Origin of the sequence: Cryocola sp. 340MFSha3.1 (assembly GCF_000383315.1) — a bacterium.
In the GTDB taxonomy this organism is placed as follows: domain Bacteria; phylum Actinomycetota; class Actinomycetes; order Actinomycetales; family Microbacteriaceae; genus Leifsonia.
On sequence record NZ_KB911087.1, the window covers coordinates 2,244,748 to 2,267,348 of the forward strand.

General features: G+C 70.0%; 25 protein-coding genes. 18 read left to right on the forward strand and 7 right to left on the reverse strand.

Annotation, left to right across the window (positions count from 1 at the left end; translation table 11 throughout):
• Nucleotide 1 precedes the first annotated feature (1 nt).
• Together speB and H284_RS0110875 are read left to right on the forward strand one after the other, a co-directional pair.
• A complete protein-coding gene (speB, locus tag H284_RS20130) occupies nucleotides 2-1,009 on the forward strand; it encodes an agmatinase (protein ID WP_231371160.1) in 1,008 nt (335 codons plus the stop codon).
• Complete coding sequence (locus tag H284_RS0110875; RefSeq protein WP_020076248.1) at nucleotides 1,002-1,997, forward strand: C-terminal binding protein; 996 nt, start codon at nucleotides 1,002-1,004, stop codon at nucleotides 1,995-1,997. Before speB ends, H284_RS0110875 begins: the two co-directional genes overlap by 8 nt.
• 16 nt (nucleotides 1,998-2,013) lie before the next feature.
• On the opposite strand, the gene H284_RS0110880 is transcribed toward H284_RS0110875, so the two are convergent.
• Nucleotides 2,014-2,742, reverse strand: a complete 729-nt coding sequence (locus H284_RS0110880; RefSeq protein ID WP_039731355.1) for an SUMF1/EgtB/PvdO family nonheme iron enzyme — start codon at nucleotides 2,740-2,742, stop codon at nucleotides 2,014-2,016.
• A 136-nt stretch (nucleotides 2,743-2,878) separates the two neighbouring features.
• Between H284_RS0110880 and fliO the strand changes: the two genes are divergently transcribed.
• The 8 genes from fliO to csrA are packed head-to-tail and all read left to right on the forward strand — an operon-like array spanning nucleotide 2,879 to nucleotide 9,309.
• Entirely contained in the window at nucleotides 2,879-3,376 is a 498-nt protein-coding gene (gene fliO, locus H284_RS0110885) for a flagellar biosynthetic protein FliO (RefSeq protein ID WP_020076250.1), read from the forward strand.
• A 38-nt stretch (nucleotides 3,377-3,414) separates the two neighbouring features.
• The gene (gene fliP / locus H284_RS0110890; protein WP_196802839.1) at nucleotides 3,415-4,227 is read left to right on the forward strand and encodes a flagellar type III secretion system pore protein FliP; all 813 of its coding nucleotides are present in this window, start codon (nucleotides 3,415-3,417) and stop codon (nucleotides 4,225-4,227) included.
• A complete protein-coding gene (fliQ, locus tag H284_RS0110895) occupies nucleotides 4,224-4,499 on the forward strand; it encodes a flagellar biosynthesis protein FliQ (protein ID WP_018188945.1) in 276 nt (91 codons plus the stop codon). Before fliP ends, fliQ begins: the two co-directional genes overlap by 4 nt.
• A complete protein-coding gene (locus H284_RS0110900; protein ID WP_018188944.1) occupies nucleotides 4,499-5,260 on the forward strand; it encodes a flagellar biosynthetic protein FliR in 762 nt (253 codons plus the stop codon). The genes fliQ and H284_RS0110900 overlap by 1 nt, the downstream gene beginning before the upstream one ends.
• On the forward strand, nucleotides 5,257-6,351 hold the full coding sequence (locus H284_RS0110905; protein ID WP_020076252.1) for an EscU/YscU/HrcU family type III secretion system export apparatus switch protein: 1,095 nt from the start codon (nucleotides 5,257-5,259) through the stop codon (nucleotides 6,349-6,351). The genes H284_RS0110900 and H284_RS0110905 overlap by 4 nt, the downstream gene beginning before the upstream one ends.
• 59 nt (nucleotides 6,352-6,410) lie before the next feature.
• Nucleotides 6,411-8,405, forward strand: coding sequence for a flagellar biosynthesis protein FlhA (locus H284_RS0110910; protein ID WP_391508768.1), 1,995 nt, complete (start codon nucleotides 6,411-6,413; stop codon nucleotides 8,403-8,405).
• Nucleotides 8,383-9,063 (forward strand): hypothetical protein, encoded by a 681-nt coding sequence (locus H284_RS0110915; RefSeq protein WP_020076253.1) that lies wholly within the window; start codon nucleotides 8,383-8,385, stop codon nucleotides 9,061-9,063. The genes H284_RS0110910 and H284_RS0110915 overlap by 23 nt, the downstream gene beginning before the upstream one ends.
• A gap of 9 nt (nucleotides 9,064-9,072) precedes the next feature.
• Entirely contained in the window at nucleotides 9,073-9,309 is a 237-nt protein-coding gene (csrA, locus tag H284_RS0110920; RefSeq protein ID WP_018188940.1) for a carbon storage regulator CsrA, read from the forward strand.
• Here the strand turns inward: csrA and H284_RS0110925 are convergent.
• Complete coding sequence (locus H284_RS0110925) at nucleotides 9,287-10,039, reverse strand: DUF4386 domain-containing protein (protein WP_020076254.1); 753 nt, start codon at nucleotides 10,037-10,039, stop codon at nucleotides 9,287-9,289. The genes csrA and H284_RS0110925 overlap by 23 nt on opposite strands.
• A gap of 30 nt (nucleotides 10,040-10,069) precedes the next feature.
• Between H284_RS0110925 and H284_RS0110930 the strand changes: the two genes are divergently transcribed.
• The 3 genes from H284_RS0110930 (at nucleotide 10,070) to H284_RS0110940 (ending at nucleotide 11,653) form a co-directional block, all read left to right on the forward strand.
• Nucleotides 10,070-10,753 (forward strand): TetR/AcrR family transcriptional regulator C-terminal domain-containing protein, encoded by a 684-nt coding sequence (locus tag H284_RS0110930; protein ID WP_231371161.1) that lies wholly within the window; start codon nucleotides 10,070-10,072, stop codon nucleotides 10,751-10,753.
• Between the two features lie 65 nt (nucleotides 10,754-10,818).
• Nucleotides 10,819-11,448, forward strand: coding sequence for a TMEM175 family protein (locus H284_RS0110935; protein ID WP_020076255.1), 630 nt, complete (start codon nucleotides 10,819-10,821; stop codon nucleotides 11,446-11,448).
• Nucleotides 11,449-11,464: 16 nt separating this feature from the next.
• Complete coding sequence (locus H284_RS0110940) at nucleotides 11,465-11,653, forward strand: hypothetical protein (RefSeq protein ID WP_018188936.1); 189 nt, start codon at nucleotides 11,465-11,467, stop codon at nucleotides 11,651-11,653.
• 86 nt (nucleotides 11,654-11,739) lie between these two features.
• Here H284_RS0110940 and H284_RS0110945 read toward each other — a convergent pair whose 3' ends face one another.
• On the reverse strand, nucleotides 11,740-11,967 hold the full coding sequence (locus tag H284_RS0110945; RefSeq protein WP_018188935.1) for a hypothetical protein: 228 nt from the start codon (nucleotides 11,965-11,967) through the stop codon (nucleotides 11,740-11,742).
• Between the two features lie 122 nt (nucleotides 11,968-12,089).
• Here H284_RS0110945 and H284_RS0110950 point away from each other — a divergent pair, with 122 nt between their 5' ends.
• The 3 genes from H284_RS0110950 to H284_RS0110960 all read left to right on the forward strand — a co-directional run bounded on the left by H284_RS0110950 (nucleotide 12,090) and on the right by H284_RS0110960 (nucleotide 15,678).
• Entirely contained in the window at nucleotides 12,090-14,981 is a 2,892-nt protein-coding gene (locus H284_RS0110950; RefSeq protein ID WP_020076256.1) for a hypothetical protein, read from the forward strand.
• Between the two features lie 147 nt (nucleotides 14,982-15,128).
• Nucleotides 15,129-15,341 (forward strand): hypothetical protein, encoded by a 213-nt coding sequence (locus H284_RS0110955; protein ID WP_020076257.1) that lies wholly within the window; start codon nucleotides 15,129-15,131, stop codon nucleotides 15,339-15,341.
• Nucleotides 15,342-15,363: 22 nt separating this feature from the next.
• On the forward strand, nucleotides 15,364-15,678 hold the full coding sequence (locus H284_RS0110960) for a hypothetical protein (protein WP_020076258.1): 315 nt from the start codon (nucleotides 15,364-15,366) through the stop codon (nucleotides 15,676-15,678).
• Nucleotides 15,679-15,792: 114 nt separating this feature from the next.
• Here the strand turns inward: H284_RS0110960 and H284_RS0110965 are convergent, their stop codons facing one another.
• The 4 genes from H284_RS0110965 to H284_RS0110980 all read right to left on the reverse strand — a co-directional run bounded on the left by H284_RS0110965 (nucleotide 15,793) and on the right by H284_RS0110980 (nucleotide 17,444).
• Nucleotides 15,793-15,987 carry a hypothetical protein gene (locus H284_RS0110965; RefSeq protein ID WP_020076259.1) on the reverse strand — a complete coding sequence of 65 codons (195 nt, stop codon included), beginning with the start codon at nucleotides 15,985-15,987 and terminating at the stop codon, nucleotides 15,793-15,795.
• A 26-nt stretch (nucleotides 15,988-16,013) separates the two neighbouring features.
• Complete coding sequence (locus H284_RS0110970) at nucleotides 16,014-16,361, reverse strand: hypothetical protein (RefSeq protein WP_020076260.1); 348 nt, start codon at nucleotides 16,359-16,361, stop codon at nucleotides 16,014-16,016.
• Nucleotides 16,358-16,657 (reverse strand): hypothetical protein, encoded by a 300-nt coding sequence (locus H284_RS0110975; protein WP_018188929.1) that lies wholly within the window; start codon nucleotides 16,655-16,657, stop codon nucleotides 16,358-16,360. Before H284_RS0110975 ends, H284_RS0110970 begins: the two co-directional genes overlap by 4 nt.
• Nucleotides 16,658-16,775: 118 nt before the next feature.
• Nucleotides 16,776-17,444 carry an HAD family hydrolase gene (locus H284_RS0110980; RefSeq protein ID WP_020076261.1) on the reverse strand — a complete coding sequence of 223 codons (669 nt, stop codon included), beginning with the start codon at nucleotides 17,442-17,444 and terminating at the stop codon, nucleotides 16,776-16,778.
• A gap of 56 nt (nucleotides 17,445-17,500) precedes the next feature.
• On the opposite strand from H284_RS0110980, the gene H284_RS20135 reads away from it, so the two are divergent.
• A complete protein-coding gene (locus H284_RS20135) occupies nucleotides 17,501-18,319 on the forward strand; it encodes an SDR family oxidoreductase (protein ID WP_051092458.1) in 819 nt (272 codons plus the stop codon).
• A 563-nt stretch (nucleotides 18,320-18,882) separates the two neighbouring features.
• Nucleotides 18,883-22,601: CLIPPER-2 domain-containing protein (locus H284_RS20520; protein ID WP_155885459.1), on the forward strand; the 3,719-nt coding region annotated here is incomplete at its 3' end.

Genomic DNA, 22,601 nt, shown 5'->3' on the forward strand with positions numbered 1-22,601 from the left:
CATGAGCACTCCGCCCATGAGCACGCCGCCCATCGGCCCGTCCGACGCGTCGAAGACCCCCCGCTACGCCGGGCTGTCCACCTTCGCCCGACTGCCCCGCCTCGAGGACGTCCCGGCCGTCGACCTCGCCGTGGTCGGCATCCCCTTCGACACCGGCGTCAGCTTCCGGCCGGGGGCGCGGTTCGGCCCGGAGCACGTGCGCGCGTCCAGCCGTCTGCTTCGCCCCTACAACCCGGCGCAGGACTTCTCGGCGTGGGAGGCCGTGCAGATCGCGGACGCAGGCGACATCGCCGTCAACCCGTTCCACATCGACGAGGCCGTTCGGCAGATCACGGACGCCGCCCGTGACCTGGGCAGCCGAGTACAGCGCATCCTCACGGTCGGCGGCGATCACACCATCGCGTATCCGCTGCTCAAGGCGATCAGCGAGAAGCACGGACCGGTCGCCGTGCTGCACTTCGACGCGCACCTCGACACCTGGGACACCTACTTCGACGAGCCGATCACCCACGGCACCCCGTTCCGGCGGGCGTCCGAGGAGGGCTTCCTCGACCGCTCCGCCTCGGTCCATGTCGGCACCCGCGGTCCGCTCTACAGCAAGCAGGACCTCGAAGACGACGAGCGGCTCGGGTTCGCCATCGTGTCGAGCGAGTACATCGAGGAGAACGGCGTCCCGGCCGCGTTGGAGCGCATCCGCCGGCGGGTGGGCGACCGGCCGCTGTACATCTCCATCGACATCGACGTGCTCGACCCGGCCCACGCGCCCGGCACGGGCACCCCGGAGGCCGGCGGCCTCACGAGCCGCGAGCTGCTGCGCTTGCTGCGTGGACTCACCGACCTGAACATCGTCGGCGCCGACCTCGTCGAGGTGGCGCCCGCCTACGATCACGCCCAGATCACCGGCATCGCCGCCGCCCACGTCGCCTACGAGCTGATGACGGCGATGGCGCAGGTCATCGTGCGGGAGGGCAGCGCGCATCCCCGCGGTGCTGCGGATTCGCATGACTGACGCGCCCACTCGCCGCCCGGTCGCCGTCTACACGGACGTCGACGACACCGACCCGGCTCCCGGCATCGCCCTGCTCGAGGCCAACGGCTTCGAGGTGCGGGTGCTGGGCACGCGCGACCCGGAGGCGATCATCGCGGGAGCCCGGGATGCTGACGTGCTGCTGCCCGGCTACGCCGCGATCGGTCGCGACGTGATCGAGGCCCTCCCGCAGCTGCGTGTCATCGCGCTCATGTCGATGGGATTCGACTACGTCGACGTGGATGCCGCCACGGAACACGGGGTCTGGGTGACGAACGTGCCGGGTGCCGCGACGGAGGAGGTGGCGACCCACGCGCTCGCCCTGATGCTGGCCAGCGCGCGGCAGCTCCGGTTCTACACGGCGTCCGCGACGCCGGAGCGATGGAACGATCGTGCCGTCCCGGCACCGCCGCGACTCAGCGAACTGACGCTCGGCATCGTCGGCCTGGGCCGGATCGGTCGGGAGTTCGCTCGCTTCGCCGGCCCGCTGTTCGGGCGGGTGCTCGGCTACGACCCGATGCTGCCGGACACCGCATCCACCGCCGCCGACCTGGGCGCGCTGGGGATCGAGCGGACGTCGCTCGAGGAGGTCAGGCGCAGCTCCCACGCCCTGTCGCTGCACGTCCCGCTCACCCCGGAGACCGAGCGGATGGTGGATGCGGCCTTCCTCGACGACATGCCCGCCGGCTCCCTGCTGCTGAACGTGTCGCGGGGCGGTCTCATCGACAACGCGGCCCTGGTCGCTGCGCTGGACTCCGGGCGGCTGGCCGGCGCGGCGCTCGACGTGCTCGACGAGGAGCCACCGAGCCCGCAGCATCCCCTCGTCGGGAGGGATGGCGTCGTGCTGACCCCGCACATCGCCTACTTCTCGCGGCGCACCGAGATCGAGTACGTCCGCATCCAGGCGCAGAACGCCGTGACCGCGCTCGCGACGGGAACGCCCGACTCGCCCGTGAACCGTCTGAGCTGACGCGAGCCGTCCACCCTCACCGCAGCGGCGTCCACCCCGGCGGCAGCGCGCCGCCGAGCCCGGCGCGCTCGGCGTCCGCGGCCGCCGACCAGCCCTGCGCCGCGCCCTCGGCGTCGAACCCTCCCCGGGCCACGCGGAAGCCGACGTCCTCGTGCTGCGTGCGCGGCGGTCCGCCGCGCCGGACGGACGCCCGTACGTTCCACGCGTCGTCGGCGAACCCGCCGCCGCGGAACACCCGGTAGTCGCGGTACCGGCCCGGGTCCAGGAGGTCCCAGCACCACTCCCACACGTTGCCGAGGGTGTCGAACAGGCCGTTGAGATTGGGCAGCCGCTGCCCGACGTCTGCGGGAACCGTCAGACCGTCGGCGCTCGTCCAAGCGACCTCGGGCAGAGGTCCGTAGTGCGGGCCGGTCGAGCCGGCCCGGCACGCGAACTCCCACTCGGCCTCGGTCGGCAGGCGGTAGCCGTCCGCATCCACGTGCCAGGTCACATCCTCGCCGTCGAAGGTGTAGGCGGGGTCGAAACCCTCCCACTCCGAGGCCGCGTTGCAGATGCGCACGGCGCGCAGCCAGCTGATGCGGGTCGCCGGACGGCGGGGATGCGGGGCCGGCTCGCCGATCAGCTCGGCGACCTGCTGCTCGGTCACGGCGAACACGCCCAGCTCGAACGGTTCCAGCTCTACCGTCCAACGCCGCTTGCGCCGGGCGTCGTGCAGCTGCACGCTCCCGCCCCCAACGCTCGCCATCTCGAAGTCCACTCCTCCACTCTCCCACGCAGCGCCGAAGTGCACGTCGTGGCGGGTATTCGGCGCGGATAGCGACCACGACGCGCACCTCGGCGAACCCCTAACGGCACGGACCAGGCGGCCGATAGTGCGCAGCGTGGAGACCCTGTTCGTTGCGTTGCGCGTCGCGGTGGTGCTCGGCGTCATCGTCGCGCTGCTGTGGTTCGTGCAGCGACGGGTGACGAAGGGCCGCACGTCGGCACGCGGCCGCCGCGGCAACGCCGTGACCGTCGTCGGGCGTCAGGGCATCGGCCAGAAGGCGTCGGTCGTCGTCGTGGATGTCGACGGCAGCCGGTTCGTGCTGGGCGTCACCGAGCGCCAGGTCAGCGTCCTCCATTCCGGTGACCGCCCGCAGGATGCGGACGTCACCCCGCTCAAGCCCGTGCGCGAGGTGGAGGCCAAGACCGGCACCACCGACGCGGCGGCGAGCACAGGTACCACCAGCACCACCAGCACCACGACGACCACCAGGCAGGATGCCGACTTCCTCACGGCGCAGGGACGCGCCTCGCTCTTCGACGAGGCACTCAAAGGCTCGATCCTGTCCCCGGCAACGTGGCGTCAGGCGAGTTCGGCGGTGCGCCCTAAGAAGTGATGGCGCCGGAGGTCACGGCGCGCACAGCGCGCGCCCGCATGCCCCGACTCGCGGTGGCCGGCGTCCTGGTCGCACTGATCGTCGCGGCCATCGTCCTCCTCAGCGCCACCGCCGCGCACGCCGTTCCCACGCCCGTCCCGACCCCGTCCGGACCGGCCGGTCCCACGGGCGGTTCCGGCGGCATCACCCTCGACATCAACGGCCCGAACGGCACGCCGAGCGCCGCCATCCTGACCCTGCTCGGCATCACCGTGCTGTCGGTGGCACCCGCCCTGCTTCTGATGATGTCGTCGTTCACGAAGATCTTCGTCGTGCTCGCGATCACCCGGAACGCGCTGGCGCTCCCGTCCATCCCGCCGAACCAGGTGCTCGCGGGTCTGTCGCTGTTCCTCAGCCTGTTCATCATGAGCCCGGTGCTCGTCGACATCAACAACACGGCCGTGCAGCCGTATCTCGCCGGGCACATCGACTTCACCGCCGCAGCGCACGCGGCTGAGGCACCGCTGCGCGGGTTCATGGCGGCGCACACCCGCGAGGAGGACATCGCCCTGATGACCCGCGCCGCGGGCCGCCCCAACCCGGAGAGCGTGAGCGCGGTGCCCCTGCTGACGCTCATCCCGGCATTCATGATCTCCGAGCTGCGTGCCGCGTTCATCATCGGCTTCGTCATCTTCGTGCCGTTCCTGGTGATCGACATGGTGGTCTCGGCGGCGCTCATGTCGATGGGCATGATGATGCTCCCGCCGGTGATGATCTCGCTGCCGTTCAAGATCCTGCTGTTCGTGCTGGTCGACGGATGGGGGCTCATCATCACGAGCCTGATAACGAGCTACGGGGGTGGTGGCGGATGAACCCGAACGCCGTCCTCGACATCGCCATGCAGGGCCTCATGGTCACCGCGAAGCTGGCCGCTCCGATCGTGGTCACCGCCTTGGTCGTCGGCTTCGCGATCTCGCTGGTGCAGTCGATCACGCAGATCCAGGAGGTCACCCTCTCGTTCGTGCCGAAGGCCGCCGCCGTGGCCATCGCGCTGATCATCTGCGGGCAGTGGATGATCGCCGAGCTCGTCTCCTTCACCCACGTCCTCTTCGACAAGATCCCGCAGCTGCTGGGCGGTGGCTGATGTCCATCCCCATCGACCTGGCTGCGATCGAGGCGATCGCGCTGGCCTCCCTCCGCATGGTCGCCTTCCTGGTGATCGCGCCGCCGTTCTCGTACAACGGCTTCCCGGCGCAGGTGAAGGGGATGCTCGCCATCGGGCTCGCCGTCGCCGTCGCCCCGCGCGTGGGCGCCGGCTACCGGTCGGCCGACACCGGAGCGTTCCTGCTCGACATGGTGCGCGAGCTCGCCGTGGGGGCGACGCTCGGGTTCCTGGTCTTCGTGGTGTTCGCCGCGATCCAGTCGGCGGGCAGCCTGATCGACCTGTTCGGCGGCTTCCAGCTGGCGCAGGCGTTCGATCCGCAGTCGATGATCAACGGCGCGCAGTTCACACGGATGTTCCAGCTCACGGCCCTCGCACTGCTGTTCGCGTCGGGTGGCTACCAGCTGATCATCGGCGGGCTCATCCGCACGTTCGACGCCGTCCCGCTCGCCGCGGGCCTCAGCATGGCCGACCCGGCGAAGCAGATGGTCGACGGGCTGACCCAGATGTTCCTCGCGGCACTGCAGATCGCCGGGCCGCTGATCGTGGTGCTGTTCCTCGCCGACGTGGGCCTCGGCCTCCTCACTCGGGTCGCCCCCGCGCTGAACGCCTTCTCGCTCGGCTTCCCGCTCAAGATCATGCTCACCGTCGTGCTCGCGGCCATCGTCTTCGTCGCGCTTCCGGGCGTCGTCTCCGGGCTCACCGACACCGCCGTCAAGACCATGCTGGGGGTGGGCCGATGAGCGACGCGCAGGAACGCACCGAGCAGGCGACCGAGAAGCGGATGAAGGAGGCGCGCTCCAAGGGCCGCCTCTCGAAGTCGACCGACCTGACCGCCTGGGTCGGCGTCGGAGCCGCCGCCGTCATGCTGCCGTTCACGCTGCAGGCGGGCAGCACCGCGGCGATCGAGCAGCTGTTCTCGGTCCGGTCCGTGATCGAGAGCCCGGACCCGGCGAAGGCGGTCGCCGCCCTCGGCGACGGTCTCGGCAGCATCATGGCGACGATCGGACCGCTGCTGGCGGTCGGTGCCCTCGCCGTGGTGGGCGCCGCGGCCGTGCAGGGCGGCATCCACTTCAAGAAGCTCGAGGGCAAGTACGAGCAGTTCAACCTGGTGCAGGGCATCGGCCGGGTGTTCGGGATGCGCGCCCTCTGGGAGGGCGCCAAGACCTTGCTGAAGTCGGCCGTTGTCGCGATCGGCCTGTTCCTGGTCGTCCAGGGGCTGATGCCCGTGCTGCTCACCTCCGGTTCGATGCCGCTCGCCTCTCTGCTCTCGGCCGCATCCGGCGGCACGGCCGGGCTGCTGCAGGCCGCGATCGGCGCGGGACTCGTGCTCGCCGGACTCGACGTGCTCGTGGTCATGCGCCGCAACCGCAAGCACACGCGCATGAGCAAGCAGGAGGTGCGCGACGAGAACAAGAACACCGAGGGCGACCCGTTGGTGCGTTCGCACCGGCGCTCCCGGCAGCTGGCGATGAGCCGCAACCGCATGATCGCGGCGATCGGCGGGTCGGATGTGGTGCTCGTCAACCCGACGCACATCGCCGTGGCGGTGAAGTACGAACCGGGCAAGTCGGCCCCGCGGGTCGTCGCGAAGGGTGCGGGCGCCATCGCCCTGCGCATCCGCGAGAAGGCGGAGGAGGAGCGCTTGCCGATCGTCAAGGACATCCCGCTCGCCCGGGCGCTGCACGCCGGGTGCGAGATCGGCGACGAGATCCCGGTCGAGCTCTACAACGCGGTCGCGCGGGTGCTCGCCTTCGTCATGTCGCTCAAGCAGCGCGGTTCCGCCGCCGGGATGCACACCATGCGACCGCAGCTCCAGGGAGGGATGTCGTGAAGCCGAACAAGGGTCTCGCCGCCAAGGTCGCCGTGCCGATCGGGGTCGTCGGCATCATCATGCTGCTCGTCGTCCCGGTGCCGTCGTGGATCCTCGACATGCTCATCATCGTCAACATCATGCTGGCGCTGGTCATCCTGCTCACGACGATGTTCGTCAAGAAGCCGCTCGACTTCTCCGTCTTCCCGTCGCTGCTGCTCGTCGCGACCCTGTTCCGGCTCGGACTCAATGTCGCCTCCACGCGCCTGGTGCTGGGCGACGGGTTCGCCGGTCAGGTCATCCAGGCGTTCGGGCACGTGGCGGTCGGCGGGTCGATCATCATCGGCGCCGTGGTCTTCCTCATCCTGGTGGTCATCCAGTTCATCGTCGTCACCAAGGGCGCGGAGCGCGTGGCGGAGGTGGGCGCCCGCTTCACGCTCGACGCCATGCCGGGCAAGCAGATGGCGATCGACGCCGACCTCAACGCCGGTCTCATCACCGAGGAGCAGGCGCGGGCGCGGCGCGCGGAGGTGTCGGCCGAGGCGGACTTCTACGGCGCGATGGACGGCGCATCGAAGTTCGTCAAGGGCGACGCGATCGCGGGCATCCTCATCATCGTCATCAACGTCGTCGGCGGCATCGCGATCGGCATGATCCAGCGGGGCATGGAGCTCGGCGACGCGGTCAACTCCTACACGCTGCTGACCATCGGCGACGGTCTCGTGTCGCAGATCCCCGCGCTGCTCATGGCCGTGTCGACGGGCATGATCGTGACCCGGTCGAACGCCGAGTCCGAGATGGGCACGACGGCGAGCAACCAGCTCAGCCAGTCGCGCAACGCCCTGATGATCGCGGGATGCGCCGCGATCGTCATGGCGCTCATCCCCGGGATGCCGCCCATCCCGTTCGTGCTCGTCGGCGCGTTCCTCATCCTCGCGTCGCAGCGGATCAAGACCGCACAGGCGGCGGCGAAGAAGGCGCAGGCGGCGCAGAACGCCGTCGCCACGGCCACCAAGTCGGAGACGACGGAAGACCTGATCGAGCAGATGCGGGTCCACGCCCTCGAGATCACGCTCGCCCCCGACCTCGTCGACATCGTCAGCGGCGCCTCCGACGACCTGCTCGCGCGCGTGCGGGCGCTGCGCCGCAAGATCGCGCTCGAACTGGGCGTCATCGTCCCGCCGGTCCGCACCCGCGACAGCGCCGAGTTGCCGCCGTCGACCTACGTGATCAAGATCGCCGGCGTGGAGGCCGGCCGCGGGCAGGCGCCCTCCGGCCGGGTGCTCGCCCTCGGCGACGCCCTCGACAACCTGCCGGGCACGCCGACCGTCGAGCCGGTGTTCGGGCTCCCGGCAAAATGGATCCCCTCCGAGATGCGGCACAGCGCCGAGCTGGGCGGCGCTACGGTCATCGACCGCGTCTCCGTGCTCATCACGCACCTGTCGTCGATCATCACGGCGAACGCGGCACGCCTTCTCACCCGGGAGGATGTGCGTCTCCTCACCGAGGGCGTCAAACAGGTGAACCCGCCCGCGGTGGAGGAGCTCATCCCTGCTCTGCTCTCCCTGGCGGAAGTGCAGCGCGTGCTGCAGGGGCTGCTCGCCGAGCAGGTGCCGATCAACGACCTGCCGCGCATCCTGGAGGCGCTGACGCTGCGCGCGAAGGTGTCGAACGACCCGGAGGGACTGGTCGAGGCCGCCCGGGCCGCCCTCGGCCCGGCCGTCGTCGCTCCCCACCTCGACGAGGGGACGCTGCGGGTCATCATGATCGACCCCGGGCTCGAGCAGTCGATGCTCGAAGGCCTGCGTCCGTCGGAGGGCGGCACGCAGATCGTGCTCGACCCTGTGCGGCTGGAGGCGGTCCTCGCCTCCGTGCGCGACACCGCGGCGCGGCTCGACGACTCCGGCGTCTCGGCGGTCCTGGTCTGCGCGCCCGCGCTGCGCCCGGCCATCCGGCGGCTCGTCGCCGGCCAGATCGCCGGACTCGCCGTGCTCTCCTATCAGGAGGTGACCGCCGTGCAGGCGGCCATCGAGACGGTGGGGGTGGTCCGCGGTGCGGAGTCGATCGCGGCCTGAGTGGGTCGGCGGCGACGACGAGGTCCTCCCGGCCGTCTCGACGTCGTCGCTCGCGTTCCAGGCGGTCCTCGACGACCTCGTGCGCGCCGTCGACGCGCCCGACCTCGCCCCGCCCGCCCCGCCCGCCCCTGAGCCGAAGGGCACGTTGTGGCGAGAAAACGACTCGGATAGCAGCCACGACGTGCACTTCGGCGACGTGGTGCCGGCCGGTCCGCCTCCGGCGCGCCTGCGCGGCCGCGGCGACCTCACCCTCGTGGTCGGGCTCGGGGCGGACGCGGAGGCCGCCGCCCGCGTCCTCGCCGCCTCCGCCGACGCAGGCGCCGAGGTGCAGCACCTCGCCGACCGCCGCGACGCGCTGGCCGCGCGTGCAGACGGTGTGCGCCGCGACATCCCCGTCGTGGCCGCGTTCCCGCTCGCCGGCCCCGCCACCGTGCCCACGCTCGCCGCCGACCTGGCCGGCATCGCCCCCGACCAGGTCTGGGTAGCCGTCGACGTCTCGCGCACGTTCGGCGACACGAGCACCTGGGTCCGGGCGGTGGATGCGGTGCTCGCCGTGGACGCGGTGGCCGCGACCGGCGCATCCTTCACCTCGACGCCGGACGACGTGCACCGGCTCGGCCTGCCGGTGCTCTGGCTGGACGCGCCGCCCGGCGGATAGGCTGGACCGATGCTGGTATTGACGCGCAAGGCGGGGGAGCGGGTGCTCATCGGCGACGACATCGTCGTGACGATCCTCGAAGCGCGTGGTGACGGCGTGCGGATCGGCATCGACGCGCCGCGCGGCATCCGCATCCAGCGCGACGAGGTCGTCAAGGCCGTGACCGAGGCCAACCAGGAGGCGACCGAGCGCGCCGCCGGCACCGACGACGCCGAGGCGCTGATCAAGAAGTCGCTGGGACTCTGACCGTCGACCCCGGCGCTGCCTGGGCGGACCGCCGGTGGAACCCGTGGACGGTCAGGTAGATGCCGAGGAACAGCTCCCACACGACCTCCGGCAGCGTGAGCACGGCCGACCACGCTGAGACCTGATCCCAGACGCCGAACAGCACGGCGATGCCGGACAGTGACACCAACGGCCCGCCGATCATGCCGAACCACGCCCAGCCGCGCGGCACGAGTCCGGCCCGGTGCAGCATCCAGCCGAGCATCAGGCCGTTTCCGATGCCGACGACGAAGCCGGGGCCGAGCAGGAACGTCCAGCCGTGCAGGGCGCCGAGCGCGTGCGCCACGACGACGGCCGAGCCCGCAGCGCCTCCGTCGGTCTCCCGCAGCGTCACGACGGAGAGCAGGCTGAGGATCCCGACGGCGATCAGCGTCGACTCCATCACCCGGGCGACGACGTAGCCGAGCGCCAGCGAGGGGCTGGTCCGCCGGAGCACCGGATAGAGCACGAGAGCCGTGCCAAGGTTGGCGATGACCAGCGCGATCTCGAGCAGGGCGCCCGCGAGAACCGGCGTGGCCGATCCCGAGCCGAGCACGAAGCGCGGATCGCTCAGCACCGGCCCGTACAGCAGAGCGCCGGGGATGGAGGTGGCGAAGGTGAGCAGGAAGAGCACGCCCGCGAGGAGCGAGCGGCGACGATCCGGGTCCATGATGTCCTCTCGGAAGGCGAGGTGTACGGCGTACACCTTCATCGCGATCAGGCTAGGCGTACGCTGTACACCATGTCAAGAGACGTCGCGGCAGCCAGGCAGACGCTGAGCACCGCACGGGTGATCGAGGCGGCCGTCGAGCTGGCCGATCGCGAGGGACTCGACGGCCTCAGCATGCGCGAGCTTGCTCAGCGCCTCGGCGTGGTACCAATGGCGCTGTACAAGCACGTCGCCAACAAGGACGACCTGCTCGACGGCATGGTCGACACCGTGTGGGCGGAGGTCGAGGCTCCCTCGCCCGAACTCGGCTGGCGCGAGGCGATGCGCCGCCGCTCCATCTCCCTGCGCGATGCCCTGATGCGGCACCGCTGGGCCGTCGGACTCCTGGAGGCCCGGATGCGTCCGGGCCCGGCCAACCTCAGCCAGCACAACGCGATGATGGGCTGCCTGCGCACCGCCGGCTTCACATTCCGCACGACGGTGCACGTCACGTCGGCCCTCGACGCCTACGTGTACGGCTTCGCGCTGCAGGAGAAGACGCTCCCATTCGGCACCCCTGAGGAGTCGGGGGAGGCGGCCGCTGCCAAGCTCGACGCCACCCCTCCGGAGCTGGCGCAGCAGTTCCCGCACCTGCTCGAAGTGGTCTCCGAGCTCGCCCGCGCCGGGTACGACTACGACGAGGAGTTCCTCACCGGCCTCGACCTCCTCCTCGACGGAGTGGAGCGTCTGCGACCGGAGTGGATCACGACCGGCTGACGCGCATCCTCCGCCGCGCGCCGGAGCAGAGGGCTCGCGACTGACCTCTGCGGCAGAATGTCCGCATGGCGGTGATCAGGACGGAGCGCGGGCTCGACCGGCTCGTGAACTTCTCCGACGCGACGGTCGCGATCGCGATCACCTTGCTGATCCTTCCGCTCGTCGATCAGGCCTCGAAGCTGGGCGGCAAGTCGTTCGGCGACTTCCTCGCCGAGAACGGCTGGGAGATCTTCGCTTTCGTCATCTCGTTCGCCGTCATCGCGCGCTTCTGGGTCGTCCATCACCGCATGTTCGAGAGCGTGCGCGACTACAACTCCTGGGTCATCTGGTTCAACTTCCTCTGGCTGCTCGCCATCGTCGCGATCCCGTTCAGCGCCAACGTGCTCGCCGAGTCCGACGGGCAGCGCGCGGAGGTCTATGCGCTCTACATCGGCGACATGCTCGTCGCGACGATCGCGACCCGGCTGATCGCCGAGGTGCTGTACCGCAACCCGGAGCTGCTCACCGAGGAGGCGCGGGCGCAGATCGACCGCACCAACGGGATCGCCGAGGCGAGCATCATGGCCGTCGCCCTCGTGCTCGCCGTGCTGTTCCCGAGCATCAACCTGTTCTGGCTGTTCCTGCTGTTCCTGTCGGGCCCCCTGCATGCCCTTCTGCACAGGCTCGTCTACGGCCCTTCCCAGACGACAGCCTGAGGGCTAGCGTCGGGGCATGCGCCTGAAGACCGTTCTCATCCTTGTCGTCGTGGCCGTCGCGTACCTGCTCGGAGCCCGCGCCGGGCGCGAACGCTACGAGCAGATCACCGAGGCCGTCACCTCGTTCTGGAACGCGCCCGATGTGAAGAAGGCGCGTAAGAAGGCCGCGGCGCAGGCTCAGAAGGCGCGCAAGCGCCTGTCCTGACGGCTCTGTCCGGCTTGATCGCCTGACCTGATCGCGGTTGACCCGCGCGGATCCCGCCCGAGTGGATCCGACGGGGTCAGCGAGGTTCAGGGCTCGTCGTAGTCCCCGTCGGTGTATTCGCCTTCGGGGGCGTCGGCGGCCTCGTCCGCATCCGTGTACGTACCCTCGACCGCGGGGTCGGGGCCGGGGTTCTCCTCGGTCTCGGTGTACTGACCGTGGACCGTGCGCTCGTGCGGCGCCTCGCCGTCGACCTCGGTGTAGCTGCCCTCGAGGTTCTCGCGTGCGTCGCCGGTCGGCTGCTCTGGGTTGCTCATAGCAGGGACATTACGCCGTGCCGTCGCGCACGGCTACAGGTGCGGTGTGCGCAACGTCGCTGTAGCCGTCCGAGTCCGGCTGAGAGTAGTCTGCGCGCGTCACCCGGACGATCGGCGGAGGGATGAGCGACGAGGCGCGGCCCCACGACTGGCCCCATCATGTGCTCGAGTTGCGCATCCACGGCATCAAGAACACCCCGCCGACGGAGATGCTCGGGCGCGAGCAGAGCGAGCTGCGGCAGACGCAGGGCGACGAGAACGGCGGGTTCTGGTGGGCGCCGAAACAGGATGAGCCCGACCGCGATCCCGATGACGCGCCCGGAACGATCGACCCGGCCGTTCCGCCGCCCGACGTGCGTACCGAGGCGTACTCGTGGGGCCGGCTGGCCCGGTACGGCTCCGGCCCGCTGCTGTTCATCGGGCAGCTCTTCGTCCAGCTCGCCTGGCTGCTGCTGGCCCCGTTCGGCCTGGCGAACTCGGCGTACTGGACCCGGCGCATCCCGACCCAGCGGCCGGGCGGCGAGTGGGATGCCGGGGTCGGCGGCGCGTCCCTCCGCATCTTCGCGCTCGGACTGACCCTGCTCTACGTCTGCGCCCTCGGCTCCGTGAGCCTCGACCTGGGCGTGCAGTGTGTGACGGGCACGGCGTGCACCGCGCTTCCGGAGGCGGTCACCGGCTTCTTCGCGAACGCGCCGCTGAGCTGGCGCGGTCCGCAGCTGTCGCTACTCTCGCTGGTGCCGATCGCGGGCGTCCTGCTCCTGTTCCTGGTGTCGCGCCGGGCCAGGGCGCGCTACGAAGCGGCGATCTTCGACGCGGCCGACCGGATGGGCGGGCGCGGTGTCCGGCGCAGCGGCCGGCTGCGTCCGCTCGCGTCGGAGGGCTTCTGGCGTACGGCGCGCGTCGGCTCCCCGACCGAACGCCTGCACCTGGCGGCCGCCTTCCTGCTCGTCGCCCTGCTGCTCGCCTGGGACCGCATGTTCGCCGGCGCTGCCGCGTGCGTGAAGCTGCAGACCTTCGTGTCGGGCGAGTGCCTCAGTGCCGCGTTCGGATCGCGGGACGTTCTCGCCCTCAGCGGCGGGATCATCGCGGCGGCAGGGCTGACGGTCACCATCATCCTGGTCGGGGTGTTCGCCGAGACGACGAGCACGGGGGATGCCGGCGATACCTCGGTCGACGAGTTCCTGCGCGACCGCCTCCGCCGCACCGGCACGGTCACAGCCTGGGTGCTGGTGGTGTCCGTCCTCGTCTACCTCTACGTCGGCGCAACCCTGTGGTTCGGCGGCGAGTATGCGGCGCCGCCGTCGGGGGCGTTCCTCGGGCTCGCGACCGCGCCATCCATCATCCTCGGCGTGCTGCTCGCCATCTGCATCTCGGCGCTGGGATGGCGGCGCGGGGTGCCGCACTGGCTGTCGATCGCCCTGATGACCGGTGCCGGGCTGACCTTCCTCGCCGGTGTCGCGCAGAATCCGCCGACGCAGAACGCCGCGCCGGGTCCGCTTCGTTTGCCCCTGTTCGCCATCGCGGCCGTGCTGACCCTCGCGCAGCTGATCCTCGTCTGGCGATGGCCGTACTTCCCGAGCGGCCGCCGGGCCGGCCCGCCGGAGCGGTTCCGGGCCGAAGGCTGGGCGGGCATGGGTCCGGGCGTCGTCATGTTGTGGTCGCTGGGCGCCGCGATGATCCTCTCCACCCTGCTCGTGCTCGGGGTGCAGGGCTGGCTGGTCAGCGGGTCGCCGCCGTGCGGCTGTGCGACCCCGCCGCACGCGGTGCTGAGACCGCCGATCGTCTACCACAACTTCGGCGACGTGCTCCCGTTCATCGCCATCGCGCTCGCCCTCGTCGGGATCGGCGTCGCCGCCGCGGTCCTGCGCTGGGTGCCCCTGCTGACGACACCCCGCACGCGCGACGGCCGTCGCCCGCTGCTGGAGCAGGTGGATGCGTACCGCGACGGGCGCATCGCCGCGAGCACGACGGCCGACCGCCTGGCGCTGAAGATCCTGCGTGCACGGCGACTGGCCGCGCTGGTGCACCGGGGCGAGCCCATCCTCGGAATCCTCGCCGCGCTGCTCGCCGTCGGCTTCGTCGTGGCGCTCGCCGTCTCGTACTCGGTCGTCTTCCGCTGGATCGACGCGCTCGTCGGTCCGGCCCTCGCGGTCATCGCCGCCGCCATCCTCGCCGTGGTGGTGGAGAACGCGCTGACCGCCAAGGAACGCCCCATCAGCATCATGTGGGACCTCATGTGCTTCCTTCCGCGGGCGGGCCATCCGTTCGGTCCCCCCTGCTACGCGGAGCGCGTCGTCCCCGAGCTGCGCGACCGTGTCGCCGACTGGCTGACGCACGACCTGGAGCCGCCGGAAGGGCTCACGCTGGCCGAACGACTCCGCTGGCGCGACGAGCAGGAGGAGGTCGCGCTCGGCGAGAAGCGCCCGTTCAGCGTGGTCCTCTCGGCGCACAGCCTGGGCGCCGTGCTCGCGGTCTCGACGCTGTTCACCCTGCGACCGGACGACGCCGACCGGCTGCGCAACGTCGCGCTGCTCACCTACGGGTCGCAACTGCGGGTCTACTTCGGACGGTTCTTCCCCGAGCTGTTCGGACCGGATGCCCTCGGCACTCTCGGCTCGCGGCGTCCGCTCCTCGGCAAGGCCGACCCGTGGTTCACCCAGGTGGAGCGTGATCAGGACGGCGACCCGGTCGTCGTGGGCGCATCCGGCGCATCCGACCCGTCACTCGTCGAGCTGCTGAGGCAGGAGGACGGCTCGGTCGCCTGGATCAACCTGTGGCGCCGGACCGACTACCTGGGCTTCCCGGTCAACAGCTACCGCCTCGAAGACCGCCGCCCGGACGACATCGACCGGGGAGCCGACGAGTTCGGTCCGCCGCGCTACCTCGTGAAGGTCGCGACGCATCCCGACTACCAGTCGGCGCCGCAGTACCGCGTGGCGCTCCTCGACCTCATCGCCCGCCTCGACGCTCCCGCCCCGCCCGCCTCACTCGGCTCCCCATCCAACAGCTCCTGAGTTTTTCGCCCTTTTCGACCGCGAAACGCGGAAAAACTCCGGAGCTGTTGGCGAGGGGGCGCGGGAGCGGGGGTGCACGGTACGCCGGGAGGCGGGCGCGGGTAAGCCCCCTTGCGGGCGGCGGGGGCGCGGCGTTTCGTGGGGCCCATGACCGATTCGCGCGATGCACATGAGCCGATCACCGGCCACGACCCGACCAACGGGCTGGCCGGCGATCTCGAGGGCGACGACGGCGGTGTCGCCGCGCCCTCCGCGGACAGGGACGTGATCCAGGAGGTCATCCCGGATCTCGACGACGCCCGCGCCGAACCGGAGGACGGGACCTCCGCCACCTCGTACAGCGAAGAGGGCAAGCCGTGAGGCGCCCGGGAAGGAGCGAAGCATGAGCGACACCAGCGGACTGCCGAACACGGACGCCGAGGGCGTTCCGGCCGAGGACAAGCCCGAACGCTTCGAGCAGGGTCAGGGCGCCGACGCCGACCGCGACGCCCAGGCCGCCGAGCCCGCTGAGACGGAGCCCGGCCAGTCCGGAGACGTCTCCGAACCGCACGAGACGGGAGTCGCACCGGAAGGTGCAGAGGATGTGACGGCCGCCGACAGCGGCACCGACCAGGCCGAGCCCCCGCCCGCCGACTTCGATCCGGCCGACCAGCCGTCCAACCCGGACCTCGTGGGGCACGTCGAGCCCCCGGACTGATCCGCCGCATCCAGCCACCGGCGTGACGCCGGTACCCGACCGGCCCCGCCCTCTTCATCCCAGGGCGGGGCTGCTCGCTGTCCGGGCACGGCAGTCAGCGGGCAGCAGCGCAGCTCACACGTGCGGCCGCCCGGCCAGCCAGCAGGCGCCCGCGAGGAGCCCGACCACGCACATCCCCACGCCCACGCCGAGCACCGGGGCGTCCCCGCCGGTCCGGGGCAGCAGCAGGCCGACGACGAAGAGCAGCGCGCCGACGTTGAGCGTCACGGCGGAGACCCAGCCGAGTGTCGTGCGCAGCGTCGCGTTCATCCGGGCAATCGTAGCCCGTCGGGCGGCTACTCCCCGTCGATCAGCTCGAGCAGGCGCTTGGTCTCACGGGCGATGTCGTCGTGGTCGTTCTGTGCGGCGCGGCTCTCCAGCGAGATCACCGCGCAGCGGTGCACCTTCGTGAAGTCGCCGTACGGGAAGCTGAAGCGGCCCTTGGTCTCCTCGCTCTTGTCCGGATCCTCGCCGAGGTGCCAGAGCGCGTAGTCGTCCCAGCCGTTCTTCTCGATGTAGCGGTTCTCCTCGTCGGCGCTGGGGGCATGCTCACTCCAGTCGTCGCGCTCGTCGTGCACGACCTTGCCCTGCTCGACCAGCTTCCTGGCGTGCTCCAGCGCCTTCTTGTTGAGACGTACCGTCATGCCTCTCCCTGGTTGCCTGTCGCGGCCGTCTCCGCGTCCAGCGACTCGTTGATGAGGGATGCGACGAGCATCTTCCAGTCGGATCCTTCGTGCAGCGTCTCCGTGTAGCCCGGGGGCACGGCGCCGAACACCGGCTCGTGCTCCTCCCCTTCGACGGCGACGCGGACCAGGGTCCCCAGTTCGGCGTGCGATTCGTCGAGGACGACCCACACCCCCGCCGTCTTCTTCTCCACGTGGAAGATGCGGCCCCGGTACGGGTACCGCACGCTGGACATCTCGAGCTCGCTCGCCGACATGGCGACTCCTCTCGTCGGACTCGTCGGCACCTATCGAACGCCCAGCGCCCGCGCTTGGCAAGAGGGATGTCGTGAGCGGCGGCTGCGGAGCGCGCGCTCGCCGCAGGCCCAGCGGCTTTCAGGCGGACCGTCGACCGCTGAGAACGCCGTCGATGCGGTCGAGTAGGTCGGCCGGGTCGTCGAACACCGACACCGCTCCGGCCTCCAGCAGCTCGGAAGGCCCCACCCCGCCGGACAGCACGCCCGCCGCGCGGACGTGCGCGCGCGCCGCGGCCATCATGTCCCACGTCGAGTCGCCGATGAAGAGCGCGTCGGAGGGCGCGCATCCCGCGCGTTCCAGCGCGACCTCGATGATCCCGGGCTCGGGCTTGGCCGTCGCCACATCGTCGGCGTTCGTCGTCGCGTGGATGGCGTCCTCCGCATCCAGCGCATCCATCAGCAGTTCCAGCTCGTCCGTCGGCGCGGAGGTCGCGAGCACCACCCGGATCCCGCGCGACGACAGCCCCCGCAGCAGGTCGCCCGCGTGCTCGAACGCCCGCAGCCGCCCGGCCTGCTCGCGGTAGTACCGCGAGTGCAGGTCCTTCGCCCGCGTGACCCAGTCGTCGTCGCGGTCACCGACCAGCCCCTCCAGCAGCCGGGCGGAGTCCTGCCCGATGGCCCGGTGGATGCGCCACGAGTCGACGGGCGTCCCCATGTCGGCGAACGCGCGGCTCCACGCGTCGACGTGCAGGAAGTTGGAGTCGACCAGGGTCCCGTCGACGTCGAAGAGCACAGCGGAGATCGTCATGGCTCCACGATTACCACCCCTTGCGCACGCCCGGCATGGGGTGCACCGTTCCGGGCATGGCTGATCACTCGTATCCGGAACTCACCGACCCGCGCACCGCCATCGTCACCGGCTCCGACTCCGGCATCGGCCGAGCGACCGCGGTCGCCCTCGCCCAGGCCGGCATGGACGTCGGCATCACCTGGCACTCCGACGAGGAGGGCGCGGAGGAGACCGCGCGCCTCGTCCGCGAGACCGGCCGCCGTGCCGTCGTCGCGCAACTCGACACCACCGACGCCCCCGCCTGCGGCGACGTCGTCGACCGCATGGCCGACGAGCTCGGCGGCTGCGACGTCTTCGTCAACAATGCCGGCCTCAACGGCGGCACCCGGTTCTTCGAGACCGACTGGGAGACCTGGCGGAAGACCGTCTGCGCCGACCTCGACGGCGCGTTCGTCTGCATCCAGCGCATGGCCCGGCGGATGGTGGATGCGGGACGCGGTGGCCGCATCATCGGCGTCACCAGCGTCCACGAGCACCAGCCGCGGGTCGGATCCGCCGCGTACGACGCCGCCAAGCACGGGCTCGGCGGCCTCCTGAAGACCCTCGCGCTGGAGCTCGGCGAGTACGGCATCACCGCGAACGCCGTCGCGCCCGGCGAGATCTCGACGCCGATGAACGACCCAGAGGATGAGGACCCGCGCGAGGTCCACCGCCCCGGCATCCCGCTTGGGCGTCCGGGAGACGCGCGCGAGATCGCCGCGGTCATCGCGTTCCTCGCTTCGCCGGCGGCCTCGTACGTCACCGGCGCATCCTGGGCGGTCGACGGCGGGATGCTGCAGATGGGCCCGCAGGCCGGGTCGCACCTGACTTCGGACGACTGGCGCCGCCTGTAGTCCTGCTCTTTACGTTCTGACGGCCCGCGCCGTCGCACCTCGTCGTGCGGCGGCGCGGACTTTTCTGCGTCAGCTGTCTTTCTTTGTCGGCGGCCGCCTGGTGTGATCGGTCCGGGGCCATCTCCCGCGTCGGCGTCTCCCATCCGCCGCCCCGAGATGAAGACCGGTGGGTTCGCCTGGCTTCGGGTGCCCGCGAACCCGCCGGCGCCTCCCTTCCCGCGTGCTGTCTGCTTTGCATTTCTTTTGCCTGATCAGGTGTTTTTCTTCGACAGGTGTCTTTCGGGCCCGTTCTCGACGTGGTGATAGTTCGGTAATAAAAACCTGGCCGTCGTCGCGTAATAGAACACCGGAACCATCGTCCTCATAAGTGAGGACACCTGGTCCCCGAACGCATTCGCTCGTGAAAGCGGCGCTTGTCCGACTCGTCGGAGGCGCTGCGATCGCTGAACGTTGAGGAACATTTTGAAGCGCTCACTCGTGACGACACACGTGCTCACCGACCGACCCCTGGTCGGCTGGTCCCCCCTGTGCAGCGACTGGGCGCGAGTGGGGGAGTGCTGACCATGACGCGTCAAATCCGAAGCCGTTCCCGCCGGGTCAAGCTGGCTCGCCGCTGGAGCCTCGGCATGTTCGTCGCGGCGTGCGTCGCCGTCGGCGCGCTCGTCGGCACCCTGATCCTCCCGCAGTACTACTCGAACGCCGCGACCACCGCCGTCTCCACCATCTTCAAGACGGCGACCAACACGACGAACGGCTCCGTGGCGCGCTCCTCCGACGCCCCGGGCGGCGCGGCGACCGGCACGGCGAAGCCCGGCGACAACCTCAAGTGGGTCGTCAGCTACCAGAACAACACGGGTGAGAACGGCTCCGTCGACCTCAGAGACACGATCACCAGCTCCGGCACGTACGTCCCCGGGTCGCTGCAGCTCCCGCCCAACCAGAACGCCGCGGGCGAGATCAAGCCCCAGTACTCCACAGACGGCGGCGTCAGCTGGGCGCCCGGCACGCCCCCGTCGAACGCCAACGGTCTCGGCTACACCGGGACGGTGGTGCCGCAGGGCACTGCCCAGGTGTCGGCGAAGTTCCCGAGCCCGACCTCGAACATCCTGACGACGGCGTCCGGTGACGCTTACATGACGCTCTCGCGCAATGGCCTGACCTACAACGTGTATCACCACCGCACCGGGCCGATCGTCTATTGCGCGAAGACCGACGGCACGACCTGCCCCGGCTGGCCCACGAACGCGAACAACCAGTACTGGTCCTCGACGGTCGGCCAGGCGATCGGTACGGGCACCGACTTCGTCGGGTTCTCCGCCAGCCAGAATGGTATGTGGATCGACGCGAACAAGATGTACTGGTACGCGGGCACCGGCACGCCCGGTAGCTCGACCGGCCAGGTGGGCGTGGCGTGTCTCGATCTGTCCACGACGACCCCGACGAGCTGTGGATTCCGGGGTCTGTTCACGGCACCGGACATCAACGGGACCATCGGCGCCATGATCAGTGGCACCGGGCTCTTCTACAACGGGTTCACGTACGCGTCCGTCATGACGGCGAGCGGTGTGCGCCTCCTTCAGATCACGCCGACCGGAACTCTGCAGAACAGCGTCCTGCTGCCCAACGCCGTTGCCGTCAGCAACATCAACCTCACGACCGCAGTATTCGGCAATAGAATCTTCGTTACTGCGCCGATTTCTCCGGTCGCCGGCACGTCCAACCGCACCTATTGTTACAGCACGATTACGTGGAACGTGTGTTCCGGCAACTGGCCTGTCGTGGCCCCGGGTCTCGCGACTGCGGGCGCCGTCGTGTACGCGCCGATTCTGGAGACGACCGGCGCCCAGCAGGGTGTCTGTGCCATGGCCAGCACAGCCAATGGGGGCGCCTCCGCGTGCTGGGACGTCACCGGAAGTCCCAGGGCGAATCCGTACACCGGCACGGGGGCGAACTTCACGTTCCTCATGGGTGAGGGGTTCCAACAAGGCGCCAAGGTGTACACGGCGGCAACGAACAACGTCACGTGTCGCGACTTCTCCCTCTGGAGCGGCACGGGCGCTGTTCCGGCGTGCGCAGGCTTCACTCCGCCGCAGAACCGGGCCAACTACACGACGCGCACGGCGTATGACGTCGCTCCGAACTGTCTCGTCGCGACCGGCGACTCCGGTCAGATCACCTTCTTCAACGCGATTACCGGCGGCGGTTGCGTCGGAGTCACCGGACCGAGCACCATCACGGTCAATCCGCCCGCCTACTACTGCGGCACGGGATCATCGAGCTTCCGCGGCTGGACAACTCTCACCCTGCCGGGCATGGTGGCGGGCACCTACACCAACTCGTCGGTCACTTTGCGTGACCAGAGCAACAACATCATCAGCGGCTTCAACAACGTGACCCTGGCACCGGGGGGCACGCTCAATCTCGCGACCATCCCCACCACGGTCACCTCGATCACAGCCTCCGTCACGGTGAACGGCGTCAACGACCCGTCCGGCGTCGTGAACGGCCAGATCAAGCTCAACTGGTCCGGCGACGCTCCTCAGCTCTGCTTTCAGACCACGGCTCCGCCGGTCTCGTGCGACGCGGCAACTCCGGTCACCCTCTCAAACATCGCCAAGGCGGTCACCACCTCCGCGGCCGGCAGCGACGCCCCCGGTGGCAACTCCTCGGGTCCGACTGAGTTCACGGTGAAAGCCGACCCGTCGCAGTGTTCCCTGGCGATCAAGAAGTCCGTCTCCACCCCGTACGCGAAACCGGGGGACAAGATCACCTACACGATCACCGTGAAGAACACGGGCACCCAGGCGTACAACAGCGCTTCGTTCACGGACGACCTGACGGACACGCTGAAGGAGTCCACCTACAACAACGACCAGACCGCTTCGCAGGGCTCGATCAACTACACCGCCCCGAACCTCGCATGGTCGGGCGGCCTTGCGGCGGGTGCGACCGCCACCATCACCTACTCGGTGACCGCTAACGCCGCGACAGCGGGCGGCGATCGCAAGCTCGACAACGTGGTCGTCTCGACCACGGTGGGCAGCAACTGTGCGGCCGGACCAGACGTGAACTGCACGGCCACGTCGTCGGTCGGAACGATCTCCGTCACCAAGACCGCTGACGATGCAGCGGTGGCGAAGCCGGCGAAGGTCGGCGACACCATCACGTACAACTTCTCGGCGAAGAACACCGGCGGCAACACGTTGACGGGCGTCACGATCAATGACCCGCACGCGGGCCTGTCCGCGCTCACCTACACCTGGCCGACGCCGGCGTCTCCGGGCCGCCTGCTCGTAGGCGAGACCGTGACGGCGACGGCAACGTACAAGCTGACGCAGGCCGACATCGACAACGGACTCGTGCCGAACACCGCGACCTCCACCGGCAACATGCCGAACGGCGTCGCCGTGACGTCCACCCCCGCGAACGCCCAGGTCCCGCTGACGCAGGGTCCGGATCTGACGTTCACGAAGGATGCGGTGAGTTCGGGGGTGTCCTCGCCGGCGAAGGTGGGCGATGTGATCACCTACGTGATGAAGGCGAAGAACACCGGGAACACGACGTTGACCGGGGTGACGATCACCGATCCGAAGCCGGGTCTGTCGAACCTGGTCTACACCTGGCCCGGCGTGGCGGGAGTGTTGCAGCCGTCGCAGGAGGTGATCGCGCAGGCGCAGTATGTGCTCACGCAGGCGGACCTGAATGTGGGCATGGTGTCCAACACGGCCACCAGCTCCGGGAACCCGCCGACCGGTCCTCCGGTGACCCCGCCGCCGGCGACCACGGACACCCCGTTGACTCAGGGTCCGGGCCTGTCGTTGACCAAGGGCGTCAACAACTCCCAGGTGAAGATCCCGGCCGCGGTCGGCGATGTGATCACCTACACGTTCGTCACAGAGAACACCGGCAATGTCACGATGACCGGGGTCACCATCACCGACCCCAAGCCGGGCCTGTCCGCGCTGACCTACACCTGGCCGGGCACCCCGGGCACCCTGCAGCCGAAGGAGAAGGTCACCGCGACCGCGACCTACCGGCTCACCCAGGCCGACCTGGACGCCGGTGAGGTGAACAACCAGGCCACCACCTCCGGGAAGACCCCGGACGGGACCACGGTCACCCCGCCCCCGGCCGCGACCGACACCCCGCTGGTGGCGAACCCCACCCTGAACCTGATCAAGACCGCGAACGCGTCCGCGGTGAAGAACCCGGCGACGGTCGGGGACACGATCACCTACACCTTCACCTCCACCAACACCGGCAACGTCACCCTCACCGGGGT